Genomic DNA, 15,565 nt, shown 5'->3' with positions numbered 1-15,565 from the left:
CGGCCGCTTTGGGCAAGGACGAGCTGGAGCCGGAAGCGCGCGACCAGATAGCCTGGATCGCTCAGCGCTACATTGACGATGCGCCGTTCAGCCAAAACGCGCCTCGTGTTGAGGATGCAACCAAGTGGCTCGATAGCGTCGACAAGGCTCTGCTCAACCTTGTGGCTGCGTACACAAGCTCAGGCGGCGGTGGCGCCAAGGCTTATGCCGAGAGCATCATGAACGAACATCTCGCAGAAGCGGGGTATGCGCGGTTCAGCGACCTGCTGGAGCGCGCCTCGGCGGCCGGCCGAGCCATAACGTGCGCCCGAGCCGACATCAGCGGCGACGGTCACCCGCGCTTCGACGAGCGCGACGAGTGGCGCAACATGATCATCCGACTGTGGAAGCTGGCCCAGGACCGCGGATGGAAACCGTCAACCAACATGATGCTGGTCGATGCGGCAGCCGACGACAATGGCGCCGAGTCACGGACAGCAACCCGCTTCATCGAGTTCGTCGGCATCTTGCAGGAAGCGCTCCCGCCAGGACTGCCGCGGCACAACAAGACCGACGCGGCGCTGACCAAGGCCGTGGCCGAAGCGACGCGAGCCCTGCGGCAGGCCCGAAACGAAAACTCCGGCTAAATCGGCCGAGTTTCGGTTTCGGGTCAAACCAGAACAGATCAGCGAACCTCGTCACACGCCGCGAGTCGGTAAGTTGATCGGAGGTTTCACGATGGAGAAGGGTTTCCCCAGGCGCCTGCGGCGGAAGGATGCGTCCGCCTATTTGCTAACCGTCCACGGTGTCAGCCGAACGCCAAAGACGCTGGCGAAGTACGCCGTTACCGGCGGTGGGCCGCGATACCACAAGGCCAACAACGTACCGTTCTACGACACTGACAATCTGGACGCGTGGGTCGAAGAACTGTTCGGCGAAGCTGTCTCTTCCAGCGCCGAATACAAGGCCCGCCGCGCCGCCGCCGAGCAGGCGGCCTGAACCCGAAGCCCCGCCGCATGTCGCGCGACGAAGGCTCCGGGATCTTGCGGACAGTCAGACGCCCGCGAAACTAAAATCCGGTCAGCACAAGTCAAGCGGCGCGAGGTTTTCCAAAAAGAGGAACCGCGTTGATGAAGTCGACTGATTTGCAGCGCCGCGCTAGGACGCTCCAGGCGCTGCTCGACTTGCGCGAGGCGGATTGGCGTCGGCTCGACGCCCGCCACGAAGCGGTGCTCGCCGAGCTGGCGAGGCTGCTCAAGAGGGGCCAGCCCGATCGGGCGCTCCAAGTGATCGAGGGCGTGCTTGGCGAGTGGGGCTCGGCATGAGCGCGCCGACGATCACCTGCAAGGGCTGCGGTGCGAGTTTCACCCCAAGCCGGCCTGACCAGCACTGCTGCAACGCCTCATGTCGCGCGAAGGCCCAACGGCGCCGGCAAAGGCGTGCGGATCTGGGGGAGGTCCAATCCTCCGACAAAAACGTACGCGCGGCACCGCGCTGGCTCCCTGCGGCCGTCGGGCGTCAGGCACTGGCCGACCCGACATCAACTTCCCCGAAACCATGCATCAGGCCCGGCTATCCCGTCGGCATCATCGAGTCGAGGGACGAACTCGGGCTGCCGGTATTCTTCGATGAGGACGGCAAGCGGTTGATCCGAAATTGGGGACCCGGTGGCTTCTCCGATGTCGAACGCCGCGTGATGAAGCTGCAGCTGACGGAACTCACCTTTTTTGGAGGCCGGTTCTACCGCCGGGACGGGAGCGGTCACGAGGCATTGTCCACCAAGATCGACGTCGTCAGCAAGCGACAGTCGGATTGCAGCAGATGAACTGATGGCCGTTCGCCCTCGACGGGCGGACGGTCCTTGTTTGAGGAAGGACCCATGCATCAACGTCTCAACCGCGAAGCCTTCCGGACCAGCAGGCTGCTCGACTTCTGCTCGGCCAAGGAGCTCCAAGCGCAGACCGGGCACGAGATGGCCGACTGGCCGTTGGTGATTGCTAAGGAAGGCGTCGACAACGCGCTCGATGCCTGCGAGGACGCCGACATAGCCCCCGCTGTTGCAATCCGCGTCGATGCCGATGGCATCACGATCGCCGACAACGGGCCGGGAATCCCGACAACTACCGTGGAATCGGTTCTCGACTTCAATGTGAGGGTTTCCAGCCGCGAAGCATACGTGTCGCCGACACGTGGCGCGCAGGGCAATGCGCTCAAGACGCTGGTGGCGATGCCGTATGTGCTGTCGGGGGGCCGGCTGGGCACCGCTACGATCTCGGCGCATGGGATGCAGCATCACATTGATTTCAGGGTCGACCAGATCCGGCAGCAGCCGGCGATCACCTACCGGACCTCCCCGGCAGACCGCAAGATTGGCACGGAAATCCGGGTTGGATGGCCCGATTTAGCTTGCTCAATCTTGCAACAGTCCCGCGGACGATTTTTACAAATCGTCCAAGACTACGCATGGCTCAACCCCAACCTGACGCTCTCCATTGACTGGTTCGGCGAGGTCCTCGAGATCGCGCCGACCGATTCCACCTGGGCGAAGTGGAAGGCATCGGACCCGACATCGCCACACTGGTATCCGCCGGAACGGCAGCAGCGGTTGATCGCGGCGCAGGTGGCGCATGACGCCGACAACGGTCGTGACCGCACCGTCCGGGAGTTTGTCGCGCAGTTCCGTGGCCTTTCCTCGACGGGTAAGCAGAAGGCGGTGCTTGAGGCGCTTTGCCTGTCACGCGCCGCTCTCTGCACTCGTAAGCAATGGCGCGATCGACGCCGCTGCCACTGCCGCGCTGTTCGATGCCATGAAGTCGCAGTCGAAGCCGATCAAGCCCAAGCTTCTCGGCGCCATCGGCCGCAACCATTTCGAACGTCGCTGTCGCGAGCTCGGCTGCGAAATGGAGTCCTTCGACTATCGCAAGATCGAGGATGAGGACGATGAAGGCATTCCTTACCTCGTCGAGACCGCGTTTGCCTGGCGCGGCGATGATGACTACGGCCGCCGGCGCGACATTGTCGGCGTTAACTGGTCGCCAGGCATCACCAACCCGTTCCGTGTGCTCGGCGGCTATGGCCAAAGCCTCGACTCGATCCTGCAGCGCCAGCGCGTCGGCCGTGACGAGCCGGTGACCTTCATCCTGCACGTCGCCTGCCCGCGCGTCGATTACCTCGACCGCGGCAAGTCGTCGGTGGCGGTGCGGTCATGAAGGGCCAGTCGATAATCGACGCCGTCGAGGGCGTCACCAAGAAATGGGCAAAACAGCGCAGGGCCGAAGAGCGGGCAGCTTCAGCGCGCGCCAACCGCCGCCAAGCGATGAAGCGGTGGCGGCCTGCAAGCCTGATCGAGGCCGCGGCCCATATCCTCCCGCAAGCGTGGGCGAAGGCGTCCGGTGACGGACTGTATCCGGCTTCGGCGCGGCAGATTTATTATGCGGCTCGTGGCGCGCTACAGGAAATCACCGGCAAGCCGGTCAATTACGGCTATTTCTCGCAGTCGCTGCTGCCCGACTATATCGAGCGGTATGGCCTCCACTGGGACGTCGTCTACGACGCACGCGGCACCTATTTCGAGCCGCACGGCAAGCGCCCGGTGCCGATCGGCACGCTGCAGGTCAGGAAGTATCTCGCTACAATCAAACTGGACGACGGTCTGGATGAAATTCCGAACATCGTGATCAGCCGCCGCTTTCCGACGAGCGGCCCGCAGAATCGCTTCGGCGCGATCTTGTTCATTGAGAAGGAGGGCTTCAAGCCGCTACTCGATGCGGCCCGTATTGCCGAGCGCTTCGACATCGCGATCATGTCGACAAAGGGCATGTCGGTCACGGCATCAAGGCAGCTGATCGAAGAGTTATGCGCCGATCATGAGATCCCGCTGCTGGTCCTGCACGACTTTGACGTCTCCGGCTTCACGATCGCCGGCACGCTACAGGAATCGACACGGCGCTATGAGTTCACGCGCCCGTTCAAGGTCATCGATCTCGGCCTGCGCCTCGCCGACGTCGAGGGCCTCGAGCCGGAAGACGTCTTCTTCAAAGACAAGGCGGACCTCGATGCAATTGCCTCGACGCTGCATCGGTATGGCGCGACCAAGGACGAGAGCGCCTTCCTGCTCGAGAGGCAGCAGCGCGTCGAACTGAACGCGATGACCTCGCCCGATTTCGTTGCCTTCCTCGAGCGGAAGCTCACCGAGGCGGGTGTCCGCAAGGTTGTTCCGGACCGCCGGACGCTCGAACTTGCCGCCAGGCGGGCTGCAATGATCGCCGAGATGCAGAAAGCCATCCGCGAGGTTTCGAAGACGTCGGCTACCGTCAGCTTGCCGAAGGACCTGGAGCGGCTGTTGCGGCGCCGGCTGGAGAAACGTCCGGAACTGCCGTGGGACGTCGCGCTGCTCGACCTGATGGGTGCCGACGACTCGGGCGACGATCCCGACGATGACTCCGAAGATGAGGAGGACGCTGACTAATGCCGCTGCAGATCATCGGTTTCCACCGTCCGACCAGCCTGATCCCGCTCGGTTCCGTTCGTGGCTCGACCGGCGGCGGGCGCGCGAGGAGACGGGACGGATGATCGCTCTGACCGCTGCCGAGGTCGCTCGCGCACTTGGCGGTGACGTCCATCAAGGCTACGCCCTGGCGCCCGGACCAGGGCATTCGGACCGCGATCGCTCGCTGAAGGTGTGGATCGATGCGCACGGCGCACTTCACGTCAAAAGTTTTGCCGATGACGATTGGCAGGACTGCATCGACTACGTGCGCCAGACCTGCGGTCTTCCAGCGTTCGCGCCGGACAGGACGCGGGTCCAACCGCGAGTAGATCATCGCCAGCATGTAAACCACAGGATCGACACGACGGCCGGCGCGCAACAGGCTTACCGGCTCTGGCGTGAAAGCCACGATCCGCGCGGCACGCTGGTCGAGATCTATCTTGCCGCACGTGGACTGCCCCTTCCCGACGAAGTGGCGGGAAATGTGATCCGCTTCCATCGGCATTGTCCGTTCAAAGGTGCAGATGGCGAGCGGCTATTCCTGCCGGCTATGATCTGCCGCTACGCGCCGATTGCAGGCGACCACGATCCCGACGCGCCGCCCAGCGCTATCCATCGCACCGCGCTTTGCATGGATGGATCAGATCGTCGCCGCGACGTGGCCAAGCAGATGCTTGGTCCGGTGACTGGCCAGTGTGTGAAGCTGACAGCCGACGAGCACGTTTGCCTGAACCTCAATCTTGGCGAAGGCATCGAGTCGGCGCTCGGTTGCCTTAAGGGCGGCAACTGGCCGATCTGGTCGGCGACCACGGAAGGTATCATGCGTCGCTTCCCATTGCTTGGTGGGATCGAGTGCCTGACGCTTTTCGCCGACCACGACGGTCCTGGATTGTCAGCCGCGCAGGGGTGTGCGGAGCGATACGCTGCAGCCGGCCGGGAAGTCTTCATCCGCTGGCCGAAAGGGCTTGGACGCGACTATGCCGACGAGGTCGCGCCATGAACGAGAACGTCATCCATTTTCAGCCGGACGGTGGTGGTGATGAGGGCGCTGGCAAGACCAACTATGTCGCGAATCCGCTGAACCTCCGCCGCGAACTGCATGGCAACGCTCTTACCAAAGGCCTCGTCGGCTTCGACGAGTTCGCGGGCGAAGTCATGCTACTGCGCCCCATCCCGCGTCCCCATCTCAAGACGCCGAAGGCATTTGCGCCGCGCCCTTGGGCCGACGCCGACGACACCGCGCTTGCGGAGCATTTCAACCAGCGCGGCTTCAAACGAATCGGTCGTAATCTGGTCCGCGACGTAATCGAACTGGAAGCACGCTCGCAACCCTTCCATCCATTGCGCGAGCGCCTCGAAGGGCTGTCATGGGACGGCACCAAACGGCTGTCGCGATTCTTCCTCGATTACTGCGGCGCCGTGGTCGACGGTGATGACGACAAGGAGCGCGCCGATGTCATCAGCTACATTGAAGCGGTAACCCGGTGTTTCTTCATTTCGGCCGTCGCGCGTGCTTTGCGACCCGGTGTTAAGGCGGATTGCGCGCTGATCCTCGAAGGTAAGCAGGGTGCTTTGAAGTCAAGCCTGCTGCGCATGCTGGCCCTCAATGACGAGTGGTTTTCCGACAGCCTCCCCCACGACCTCGAAAGCAAGGATGCGCGCCAGCATCTCGCCGGCCGGTGGATCGTCGAACTCGGCGAAATCGCCCAGTTCAGGCGCTCCGAAATCGAGACGGTCAAATCTTTCCTCTCGTGCCAGAGCGACAAATACCGACCGTCGTACGGGCGCAGCGTGGTCACGGTACCGAGGCAATGTATCTTCTGCGGTACGACGAACGCTGAAACCTATCTCGTCGACACCACCGGCAACCGCCGGTTCTGGCCGATCCGCATCGAGGCCGTCGACCTTGTCGGTGTCGCCAAGATCGTGGATCAGCTATGGGCCGAGGCGGTCGCGGCATGGCGAGATGGCGAAATCTGGTGGCTGACTCCGAAGATCGAAAGGATCGCCGCAGGTCAGACCGACAGTCGCATCGATACCGATCCTTGGCACGACAAGATCGATGAGTACGTATGCACGCGCATGGCTGGCATGTGGTTCACGACTGCGGACGTTCTCGGACAGCTCAACGTCGATATGAGCCGTCGCGACAGGGCTGCCGAGATGCGTGTGGGCGCAGTGCTGAGGCGTCTGAAATGTGCGCGCAAAAAACAGCGCGGTGGACCCGACAACAAGCCGAGATGGGCTTATAGCCGACCCGCTGCCGACGATGTGATCGAGTAATCATGATCCGCGGATGTTCCGACTGAGTGGGAACAATCACACCCAAAACCGCAGAAATCGGCGGTTCCGCTCCTGGCGTTCCTACTGTTCCTACCCTTCCCTTTAGAGCGTGAGCGATAGGGAAATACAGCACTTCATGGGAATCGGTGGGTACAGGAGGGAACGTAGGAACAGAGCGACGCGGAAACGAGCACGCCTTTGTCGACAATCACCAGAACAGGTGCACAAACTCCGGGTTAGAGGCCAACCCAATTTCGTTTCCGCTGGATCGAGAAAGCTCTTAGAGTGATGCGTTCCCTGCCAAGGATGGTTGACTCCATCGCAAGATGCGGCAAGCCGAATTAGCATGATGGAGCGCTTGCATGGCTACGTGATCTGTTCGAGTTTGCCTGACGCCGGCGTCGTGATGCCGGATATTCCCTACGCCCGCTCGTTGACAACCATCAGGAGATTCCGCGCCCTCCAATTAAGTTCAGGGCTCCGGCGCGCGTTGCGTGCGGACATTTGAGGTCTGGGTCATGTCTGAAACCGACAACGCCGATCAAATCGCCTATTGGAACGCCGGGGCCGGTGAGACTTGGGCGGCCTTGCAGAAGCACATGGACGCCCAGTTGGAGCCCCATGGGCTCAGGGCGATGGAGGCTCTCGCTCCCGCGCCAGGCGAGAGCATACTCGATGTCGGCTGCGGCTCTGGCCAGACGAGTTTGGAGTTGGGCCGAGCCGTCGATGCCAGCGGCGCCGTCGTGGGGCTCGACATCTCGCGGCCGCTGCTGGATGTGGCTCGCCGCCGCGCCGCCGAATCGGGCGTTGCGAACGTCTCGTTCCGCGAGGCCGACGCCCAGACCTGCGTCTTCGCGTCGACCTTCGATGCGGTATTCTCGCGCTTCGGCGTGATGTTCTTCGCCGACCCGCCAGCGGCCTTCGTCAACATCCGTCGGGCGCTGAGGCCAGGTGGGCGACTGGCGTTCGTCTGCTGGCGCACACCCGGCGAGAACATTTTCATGATCCTGCCGCATATGGCGGCTGCGCCGCAGCTTCCGCCTGCGCCGCCGCCAAAGCCCGGCGCGCCTGGCCCCTTTGCGTTCGCCGACCCTGCGCAGGTGCGCCACATCCTCGCCAGCGCCGGCTTCCGCGACATCGATCTGACCCCGCACGACCAGAAGATTGGCGCTGGCGACCTGGAGCAGACCTTGGCCGTCAGCCTCAAAGTCGGCCCCCTGGGCCGCGCCTTGCTCGAGCACCCTGACAAGCGGGCGCTCGTGATCGATGATGTACGCCAGGCATTACGGCCGCATGTGGACGAGGACGGCGTCGTGCGCCTGGATTCGGCGAGTTGGATCGTGACGGCGCGGGCTTAAACCTTCACAACGCATGGGCCGGACTGAAACTGGTCCGCATGGCCATTGAGCAGACCTGCCCGGCCGGCGTGCTGCCGAGCGAGGAAGCCGTCGTGCTGCTCTATGGTCCCGAGCGAGTGCATGAAGGCGAGGCGCGGGCCAAGCCGGTCACAGAGACTGTGGAGAGGCTCACTGGTGCTCATCGCTGAAACCGAGCAGCGATGCATGTCGCAGATCCTCCTCGCCGTGAGTTGGTGGTCTGGATGCGCGAGCGCTGACATGGTGCTAGGTGAACCAGATACGGACGCGCCCGATGAGTCGTGCCGACCGAAAACCTGGGACTTTGAACATGCTCGACGCAGCCTTGCACATTGGGGAACTCAGCAGGCGGCAGCCAAGGATCGTCAAGAGACTCGGCAAGTACTCCTTTCTGGAAGTGGCAAGCATCCTTTCAGGTTTGTTGACACAGCCCGCGACGCACGCGGCGACGCTTAGAATTGAAGGCCTGATCCATCTGGCAGCGTTGCACTGTAGCGGTCACCAGGCTCCCCCCCTTGCCAACTTTCGGGAGTGGCTGAACGACATCCTGATGAGAGATCTTCTGGGAAGTGGCGAAGATCCACCAGAAGACGTCTTTGTTACCATCACTCCGTCCTGGACGGGTCCGGCAAGGCTATTCGAGGGTAAGTGGACCGAAAACAGCTACCATCTCCAGACCATGCTTGCGGCACTGCTCCGATTTCCTCGCGACGGCTGGGTTCAGTCCGCTCTGGTCCACGTCATGCCGCTGCTGCGGCTCTCAGAAGAGATCGCGAGACGCTCGGGAGTCCCTCGCTACACGTTGGCAACGAGCGAACCCCAGGCGCCGATAAGGGTTGCTCCGAACAACGTGCAGCGCGGACAGGCTTGCGTTAGCTTCACCGCAGACGATCTAGCCAAGCTGCACATCGATGAACGGGCGCTGCTCCCATTCGCGTTCACGCCGGAAAGGGCTAATCGCCTGGCGGACGAGGAACTCGGCAATACCACGCTCGAGCGTCTGCCTCTGCTGCACCATTCGGCCGGTTGGCTGGTCATTCTGCCAACTGCGCTAAGCGCCGCCGCTCGGCTGTTCATTGTTGATCTCGCGCAACAGAACGGCCAAATAGAGCAACTGAGCGCTGCCATTCGAGATGTCGAGCTGCAGGAAGTCATGACCGTCGGCATTGCCGGTTGGAAGCTGCGAAACCCGTCTGACATCCGGCACTACCCGGGCGGGGTTTCGGCGTTTACCGCTGAGTTCGACGTGGGCGGGTACGCCGCCGTGGTTTACCTGACCGGCGACCTTGGGGCAGTTTTCGCCTCTGGCCTCCAAGGGGTCGATTCCCCTCAAGCCGCGTTCGACAAGACGGTGTTCCCGCTGCAGCAAGAATTGGCTGGCCGTGACGATTACCGCCGTGGCCTGACGATCGTTCTGCTCGGTGGTGTCGGTCGCGGCTTTACCCTGGGGTTTCCAGAGCCCCCGCCGGAATGGCAGCAGGTGGCGATGAGCATGGCCGATGCCCTGCGCCTCGGCTGGGACCACGATTTTACGGCAATCAGGGCTTGGAAGCTACGCACACATGAGGACCAGATGGTAGCCCGCGGCTACCAAATCATCAACGTCAACGGTTTCCTCAACCACTACGGCTTTCTGGAGTCCCAAGGATTCCTGCCGGTGCCGCCTGAGCTAGGCTCGCCCGGCTTGATGACCCTCTCGCCAGGCCATGTCACGGCCGTGCGCTCGCGTATCCGCAAGGCTCTGGACTACCACCTGCTCGCCGACCCAACGCACAGCCGCTGGATCGAAGTGCAGCGGCGATCCACAGCCCCCTTCTTTCAGGAAATCAGCGATCTGCCGCTCTTCGTGGCGCCGGGGGAATTTTTCGGGGGCAGGTTGCTCGCGGCAGTCGAAACCGAGGCGCGTACCTGGTGGATTGGAACTCCCCGCGATGCCCAAGACCCAATGGCGCGCGACCTTGTTGGAAAGGTCTGGGATGCAGCCCAGCGCTGGATGGTCCGGTTAGCCCCAGAACTGGAACGGGATCTGGACACACTTCCGTCCGGCCCCATAGGCATCGAGCTGGAGTTTCCCGACGTAGAGTTGGTTGCCTCGCGAATGGGCGCCGAGCACGGTGCAGCCACACGACCGGACGTCCGAGTTGACGATCACGGCAGTGTTCGGGTCGCGTCTTCCCTTGAGGTGCTCCGCGCCCATAGCGATCCGGTCAACACCGCCGAACGCTGGCTTATCGCAGCCATGGCGCTTGGCGCCGCAAAGCTGGCCCAGGCAGACCGTAACGAGGCTTGGGCGGACGCGCTGGCCATGCTTATCACGCGGGCCGACGACGCACGGTTCGTGCACGCCATCCCCGCAGCAACACCAACGCAGGCGCTTCAGTTCTACGCGCCCTTGCCGCCTGCGCGCCTGGTCAAGGATGAGGATATCGGTTGGGCAATGTTCGGGCTGGCGGCGGCCTCAGGCTGTCCCGGGCCAGCATCCGTATCGCCGACGGACGCAGGGCCGCTGCTGCGCACGACCGTGCTTCGGCTTTGGGAGCGCATCCGGCCAACCCTTGGACGGCTTAACCGCAAGAGCGTCGTCGTGCGGGCTCTGCTCAACCAGGAGGCGATCGACAAGGATCGCGTGGAATGGAGACACACGGCTGCGGCGCTGCTAGCGCTGCATGACCAGGCCGATGTGGTCGAGACACACAATGACCGGGAATATCAAAGAGGGGTTGCCGGTATCGCCAGTCGTGCGATCGCCGAGATGGCCATCTGCACCTCTCCGGTGACTGGCGGTCTGCCGATCACCGATGTCGACTTCGATCAGCTGCTGGCCGACGTTGCAGCCATGGTCGAAAGCGCTTCCCAGTGCGATGCCTACTACTATGAACTGACATCGGAACCACTCAACGTGGCTGCGAACGGCAGCTTCCAGTTCGACCGACAGTTCCTCGATCGGATCCAGCGGCCATTCAATGACGCGCAGGGGGAGCGTCTCTTCCGGGATGCTGCCGCGGACTATGCTGAGGCATTTGCCAAGGCCGCGACGGATCCCGATGCCGTCGCGCCACCCATGATCGATCCGCTGCTTGTCGCCGCAATGCAGGACGAGTTCGGCCTCGGGTTCGAAGACCTCTTTAACGTCTGCCAGGAATTCGCCGAGGACGCCCTCGAGGCGGGGCAGCCGTACTTGAGTTTGCGTCGTAGCGAGGTGCTGGGAAGGCTGTCCGCGGAGGAGCGGAACGGTCGCGTCGACGCGGAACGCGCATACAAGGCCCTTACGCTTCTGCCGCGTGCGCGATGGGACGAAGAAAAGCCCGTGGGGGCACGTGCACGGGACTGGCAGCCCTGGCGCATGAACCGCAAGCTTTCGCTGACCCGCCGCCCGCTTATCCAGGTCGACGAGGGCGAGGATCCAGAAGTGCTCCTGTTTCCGGTGCTGATGGACCGGGTGGTGCGGCGCGTGCTCGAGCTGGTCGACGGGCGTCTACCGGCCGAAATGTTCGACACGGCGGCCATCCATCAATGGATCGGTACCGTTGTCAACGACAGGGGGCATGCCTTCAATCACCGGGTTGCAGAGGTGCTCCAGAGCGTCGGTTTCGAGGCCGCGCCGGACCAGATGATGACCCGCTTCGGAGCTGATCGAAGCTTCGGTGATGCCGATGTGCTGGCCTGGAAAGCGGCAACCGGCGAAGTCTGGGTGATAGAATGCAAGCGCCTACAGATCGATCGCACCGTCGCCGAGATCGGTGAGCGCTTCTTGGACTATACGGTCACCGGAAAGAAAACCGGCAAGCGGACGGCGATCCAGAAGCATCTTGATCGCGTGGAGTACCTGCAAAAAAATCCAGCCCTTGTCGCGCGGCACACCAGAATTGAGCCGGCACGGCTGGTTGTCAGGTCCGCCCTAGTGACGGACCGCATCGTACCCATGCAGTTCACCGAGCGCATGACGCCGCTCGTCGATCGCGTCAGCGATTTCCGTAACCTTCGGACCGATTTCGAGTGAGACTGCGACCGAGGCGGAGTGTCCTCGAGATAGCCGTTGCGACTGAGCGGCCCGGTTTGCACGGACTTTTCTGGGCCGCAGACCTAACGCTCCGACGCGCGCAGCGGCTCGAATCTGCCGGGACCCAGCCAAGAAATCGACATGACCGAGCTCCTGTGCCGCAGCCAGTTCCCGCCCAAGGTCAATAATCGCATCCCGCGGGATACGCTCGACGTTGAGCGCGTGCTGCTCAAGCTGCTGGTCAGGCGTCATCGTCAACGTGGAACCGCGCTTCGAGCAGCTGAACGGCCAAGATCCGGTCGAATACATCCTGGCCGTCAACGTCGCGCGCCGGTATCTGACGACCGGGCACCCAGCGATGGCGATGGCGCTTGCCTATCCCAATGTCGAGCAAGTGCATCGAGGCAAGAAAGCGTCCGGTTCCGGACGATTTCCAGATGTCACGAAACAGCGCCTTTCTGACGCCCGCTCACTGCTCGAGCACGAGGATCTGGTCGGGCAGGTGCTCGCCGGCGCGATAAGGCTCGATGCAGCCCGCACCGAGGCCGACAGGCGGCGCTGGAAATATCTAAAGGAACCGTAGACCCAGCAAATGTCGATATCACCGGCAACCGGCGGTTCTGGCCGATCCACGTCAAAGACATCGATCTTGCGGGCGTTGCCAAGGTCGTTGACCAGCTGTGGGCCGAGGCGGTCACAGCATGGCTAGCCCGACCGACCTTGCCAGCGATGATGATTGTGATCATCGCCAACATGTTGATCACCATCATCATAGACGAAGTCAGAGTACCCCACAGAAAGCAACCATTTGGCGATCTCCTCCACGTCGGGCACCATCCACGGTTGGACTAGTCTTCCAAGCCGTCCAACACATTGCCTTTTAGAAGCCTTTCGGCGATCCATGCTGTAAGGGGGCGGCATGAGCACGTTCGAAGACATCAAGCCGGGAGCCCGGATCAGAGGCCTCGATGCATCTGGCCTTGGCGGAGATCGTATCGGTTTCGCGCTTCGGACTTTGACGCCCTCAATCTGGTTTTCAGGGCGAACGGCAATCTGATGGGCGGCCACCTTCGCCGCGCCGGCCGGGATGCCATCGTTCGACGAGAACGAGCCGTGACGGTAGACGATCTATGTGCGTCCGCATTGGTCACCTTACTGGCGGGCCACAGCCTCTCTGGATGCAGGCTGGCGGCGGCTCAGGCACCGCAAATAAGCGCAATGTGGTTCGATCGTCCGCGTCAGCGCGCAATGGCGCTGCTGCGAGAGCCAGATGAGAAGATCACCTATTCGGATTGCCCCCCAGCTTGACCTGTGAAAAAAGTCCCATTCGTATTGGCCCACGACGGACCAACACTGTGGGGGACATCTTGAGTTCAGATCGCGTCGGCGACAGAGACAGCGCCGTTTCGGCCATATCCCCCGGAACATTTCTGCTGGCCCGATCGAAAACCTGGATTGTGGAGGACAGGCAGACCCTCAGCGGCATCCCCACGCTGGATCTCGTCTCGGTCGAAGACGATTCGCAGGGCGAGACGCTGCGCATTGCGCTCCGGTCGGAGATAGGCGCGCAGGTACTCGACCCAAACGACTGGTCGCCACTCCTTCAGACGACTTTCGAAGGCCCCGAACGCCTCGGCGCGTACCTGCGGGCCACCGAGTGGCGGACAGCGTCGGCGGCGGATCGGAAGCTCTTCCAGGCGCCTTTTCGTGCGGGCATTCGGCTGGATGCATACCAGTTGCTCCCGCTCGCCAAAGCGCTCGAACTTCCGCGCGTCAATCTGTTGATCGCCGACGACGTCGGTTTGGGCAAAACGGTCGAGGCAGGGCTGATTGTCCGCGAAATGCTGCTGCGGCGGCGTGTGGAGGTGATTGTCGTCGCCGCGCCGGCATCGATGCTGCTGCAGTGGCAGGACGAACTGGCACAGAAGTTCGGCCTCGACTTCACGATCGTCGATCGCGAGCATCTCCTGGAAACGCGCCGAACTCGCGGCTTCTCCGCCAATCCCTGGAGCATCGGTTCCCGGTTCATCGTCTCCCACGGTGTGCTTGCCGACGAAGCCTATATGGGCGGCCTGCGAGATATGCTCGGCGAGTTCAGGGCGCGAACCATGTTCATCCTCGACGAGGCTCATCATGCGGCGCCCTCGGCTGGAACGGCATGGGCAACTGAGAGCCAGATGACCCGTTCGGTCCGCCAGATCGCGACGCGGTTCGAGCATCGGCTGTTCCTTTCCGCCACACCGCACAATGGCCATTCCAACTCCTTCGCCACACTTCTGGAAATACTGGATCCACAACGCTTCACGCGGGGAATCGATGTCCAGGCCAAGGAACTGGAGCCGGTCATGGTGAGGCGCCTCAAGGAAGACCTGCGTCGGCTCGGACAACCCTTTCCCGAACGGATCGTCGAGCCGATCCGCATCAGTGGTCTCGATGCCAACGCCCCTGAATTGCGTCTTGCCGCGCTGCTTGACGACTATCGTGCGTCGTCCTCCGGAGGCTCGCGTGCTCGATTCCTCTTCGCCAACCTCCAGCAGAGGTTGTTTTCCTCGATCGCGGCGTTCGACCGCACGCTGACCACGCATCGGAAGACGCTCCTGAGGAAGCGCCGAGAGGAGACGGTCGTAGAAGTCGAGGCCGTTCTTGAGTTGACAGATGACAATGACCAGATCGAAGCGGCTACCGATCAGGCGCGCGGCGAGCTCGGCGACCTCGACGCGGCGATTACTCAGGTCGATCGGATGCTGGCCGTCACTGGACCTGCGCGGGATCTGCCCGATGCACGCATCGAGGCGATCCTCGACTGGGTCGAGGCCGAAATGCTCGATCGTTCCCATGCGTGGCAGAACCGCCGGCTCCTTCTCTTCACGGAGTGGGACGACACCAGACGCTGGCTTGTCGAAAGGCTGAAGGAAGGGCTTCTGCAGCGCAGTCGAAGCAAGGTCAATCTTGACGGAAGGATCCTCGTCTTTACTGGTCAGACGAGCCTTGACGAACGCGAGCGGATCAAGATCGCCTTCAACGCCCCCTTCGAGAAGGAGCCGGTCCGTATCCTGGTTTGCACCGATGCGGCGCGCGAGGGCCTGAACCTCCAGGCAAGATGCCACGATCTCATCCATGTCGATCTGCCTTGGAACCCGTCGCGCTTGGAGCAGCGTAACGGGCGGATCGATCGCAAACTGCAGCCGTCGAAGGTCGTGACGTGCCGGTATTTCTTCTACGAGCAGCGCGAGGAGGATCGCGTGCTGGATGCGCTCGTCCGCAAGACCGAGACCATCCGACGGCAGCTTGGTGCATCGGGCGAGGTGCTGCGTCAGACGATGGAAAAGACGCTGACGCGCGAAGGCATCAGGCGAAGCGAGGCCGCAAGCCTTGCCGCCTCGATCGAGCGAAACCTCCACTCGCGTCGCTCTTGCAGAGCGCGAACTCGGTGACGAG

General features: G+C 62.5%; 15 protein-coding genes. All 15 read left to right on the top strand.

Annotation, left to right across the window (positions count from 1 at the left end; genetic code table 11):
• Positions 1-8 precede the first annotated feature (8 nt).
• A complete protein-coding gene (locus M727_RS0107855) occupies positions 9-626 on the top strand; it encodes a hypothetical protein (protein ID WP_156941497.1) in 618 nt (205 codons plus the stop codon).
• 91 nt (positions 627-717) lie between these two features.
• Positions 718-978, top strand: coding sequence for a hypothetical protein (locus M727_RS0107850; RefSeq protein ID WP_027152209.1), 261 nt, complete (start codon positions 718-720; stop codon positions 976-978).
• A gap of 131 nt (positions 979-1,109) precedes the next feature.
• Positions 1,110-1,304, top strand: a complete 195-nt coding sequence (locus M727_RS0107845) for a hypothetical protein (protein WP_027152208.1) — start codon at positions 1,110-1,112, stop codon at positions 1,302-1,304.
• Complete coding sequence (locus M727_RS0107840; RefSeq protein WP_027152207.1) at positions 1,301-1,804, top strand: hypothetical protein; 504 nt, start codon at positions 1,301-1,303, stop codon at positions 1,802-1,804. The genes M727_RS0107845 and M727_RS0107840 overlap by 4 nt, the downstream gene beginning before the upstream one ends.
• A 54-nt stretch (positions 1,805-1,858) precedes the next feature.
• Positions 1,859-2,914 (top strand): ATP-binding protein, encoded by a 1,056-nt coding sequence (locus M727_RS0107835; RefSeq protein WP_027152206.1) that lies wholly within the window; start codon positions 1,859-1,861, stop codon positions 2,912-2,914.
• On the top strand, positions 2,880-3,188 hold the full coding sequence (locus M727_RS0107830) for a hypothetical protein (RefSeq protein ID WP_027152205.1): 309 nt from the start codon (positions 2,880-2,882) through the stop codon (positions 3,186-3,188). Before M727_RS0107835 ends, M727_RS0107830 begins: the two co-directional genes overlap by 35 nt.
• Positions 3,185-4,447, top strand: a complete 1,263-nt coding sequence (locus tag M727_RS0107825; protein ID WP_027152204.1) for a DUF2399 domain-containing protein — start codon at positions 3,185-3,187, stop codon at positions 4,445-4,447. Before M727_RS0107830 ends, M727_RS0107825 begins: the two co-directional genes overlap by 4 nt.
• A 100-nt stretch (positions 4,448-4,547) precedes the next feature.
• Positions 4,548-5,468, top strand: a complete 921-nt coding sequence (locus M727_RS0107815) for a hypothetical protein (RefSeq protein ID WP_027152203.1) — start codon at positions 4,548-4,550, stop codon at positions 5,466-5,468.
• Entirely contained in the window at positions 5,465-6,751 is a 1,287-nt protein-coding gene (locus M727_RS36025; RefSeq protein ID WP_051505554.1) for a virulence-associated E family protein, read from the top strand. Before M727_RS0107815 ends, M727_RS36025 begins: the two co-directional genes overlap by 4 nt.
• A 518-nt stretch (positions 6,752-7,269) precedes the next feature.
• The gene (locus M727_RS0107805) at positions 7,270-8,109 is read left to right on the top strand and encodes a class I SAM-dependent methyltransferase (RefSeq protein ID WP_027152202.1); all 840 of its coding nucleotides are present in this window, start codon (positions 7,270-7,272) and stop codon (positions 8,107-8,109) included.
• 38 nt (positions 8,110-8,147) lie between these two features.
• Positions 8,148-8,297, top strand: coding sequence for a hypothetical protein (locus M727_RS0107800; RefSeq protein ID WP_245268496.1), 150 nt, complete (start codon positions 8,148-8,150; stop codon positions 8,295-8,297).
• A 140-nt stretch (positions 8,298-8,437) separates the two neighbouring features.
• Positions 8,438-12,127, top strand: coding sequence for a hypothetical protein (locus tag M727_RS0107795; protein WP_027152200.1), 3,690 nt, complete (start codon positions 8,438-8,440; stop codon positions 12,125-12,127).
• Positions 12,128-12,386: 259 nt separating this feature from the next.
• The gene (locus M727_RS0107790; RefSeq protein ID WP_027152199.1) at positions 12,387-12,710 is read left to right on the top strand and encodes a hypothetical protein; all 324 of its coding nucleotides are present in this window, start codon (positions 12,387-12,389) and stop codon (positions 12,708-12,710) included.
• A complete protein-coding gene (locus M727_RS39780) occupies positions 12,686-12,979 on the top strand; it encodes a VapE domain-containing protein (protein ID WP_084646667.1) in 294 nt (97 codons plus the stop codon). The genes M727_RS0107790 and M727_RS39780 overlap by 25 nt, the downstream gene beginning before the upstream one ends.
• Before the next feature lie 515 nt (positions 12,980-13,494).
• Positions 13,495-15,561, top strand: coding sequence for a DISARM system SNF2-like helicase DrmD (gene drmD, locus M727_RS42320; RefSeq protein ID WP_198032611.1), 2,067 nt, complete (start codon positions 13,495-13,497; stop codon positions 15,559-15,561).
• The last annotated feature ends 4 nt before the right edge of the window (positions 15,562-15,565 follow it).

Origin of the sequence: Mesorhizobium sp. WSM2561 (assembly GCF_000513915.1) — a bacterium.
GTDB classification, from domain to species: domain Bacteria; phylum Pseudomonadota; class Alphaproteobacteria; order Rhizobiales; family Rhizobiaceae; genus Mesorhizobium; species Mesorhizobium muleiense.
This window is presented reverse-complemented; position numbering and strand designations above follow the sequence as displayed.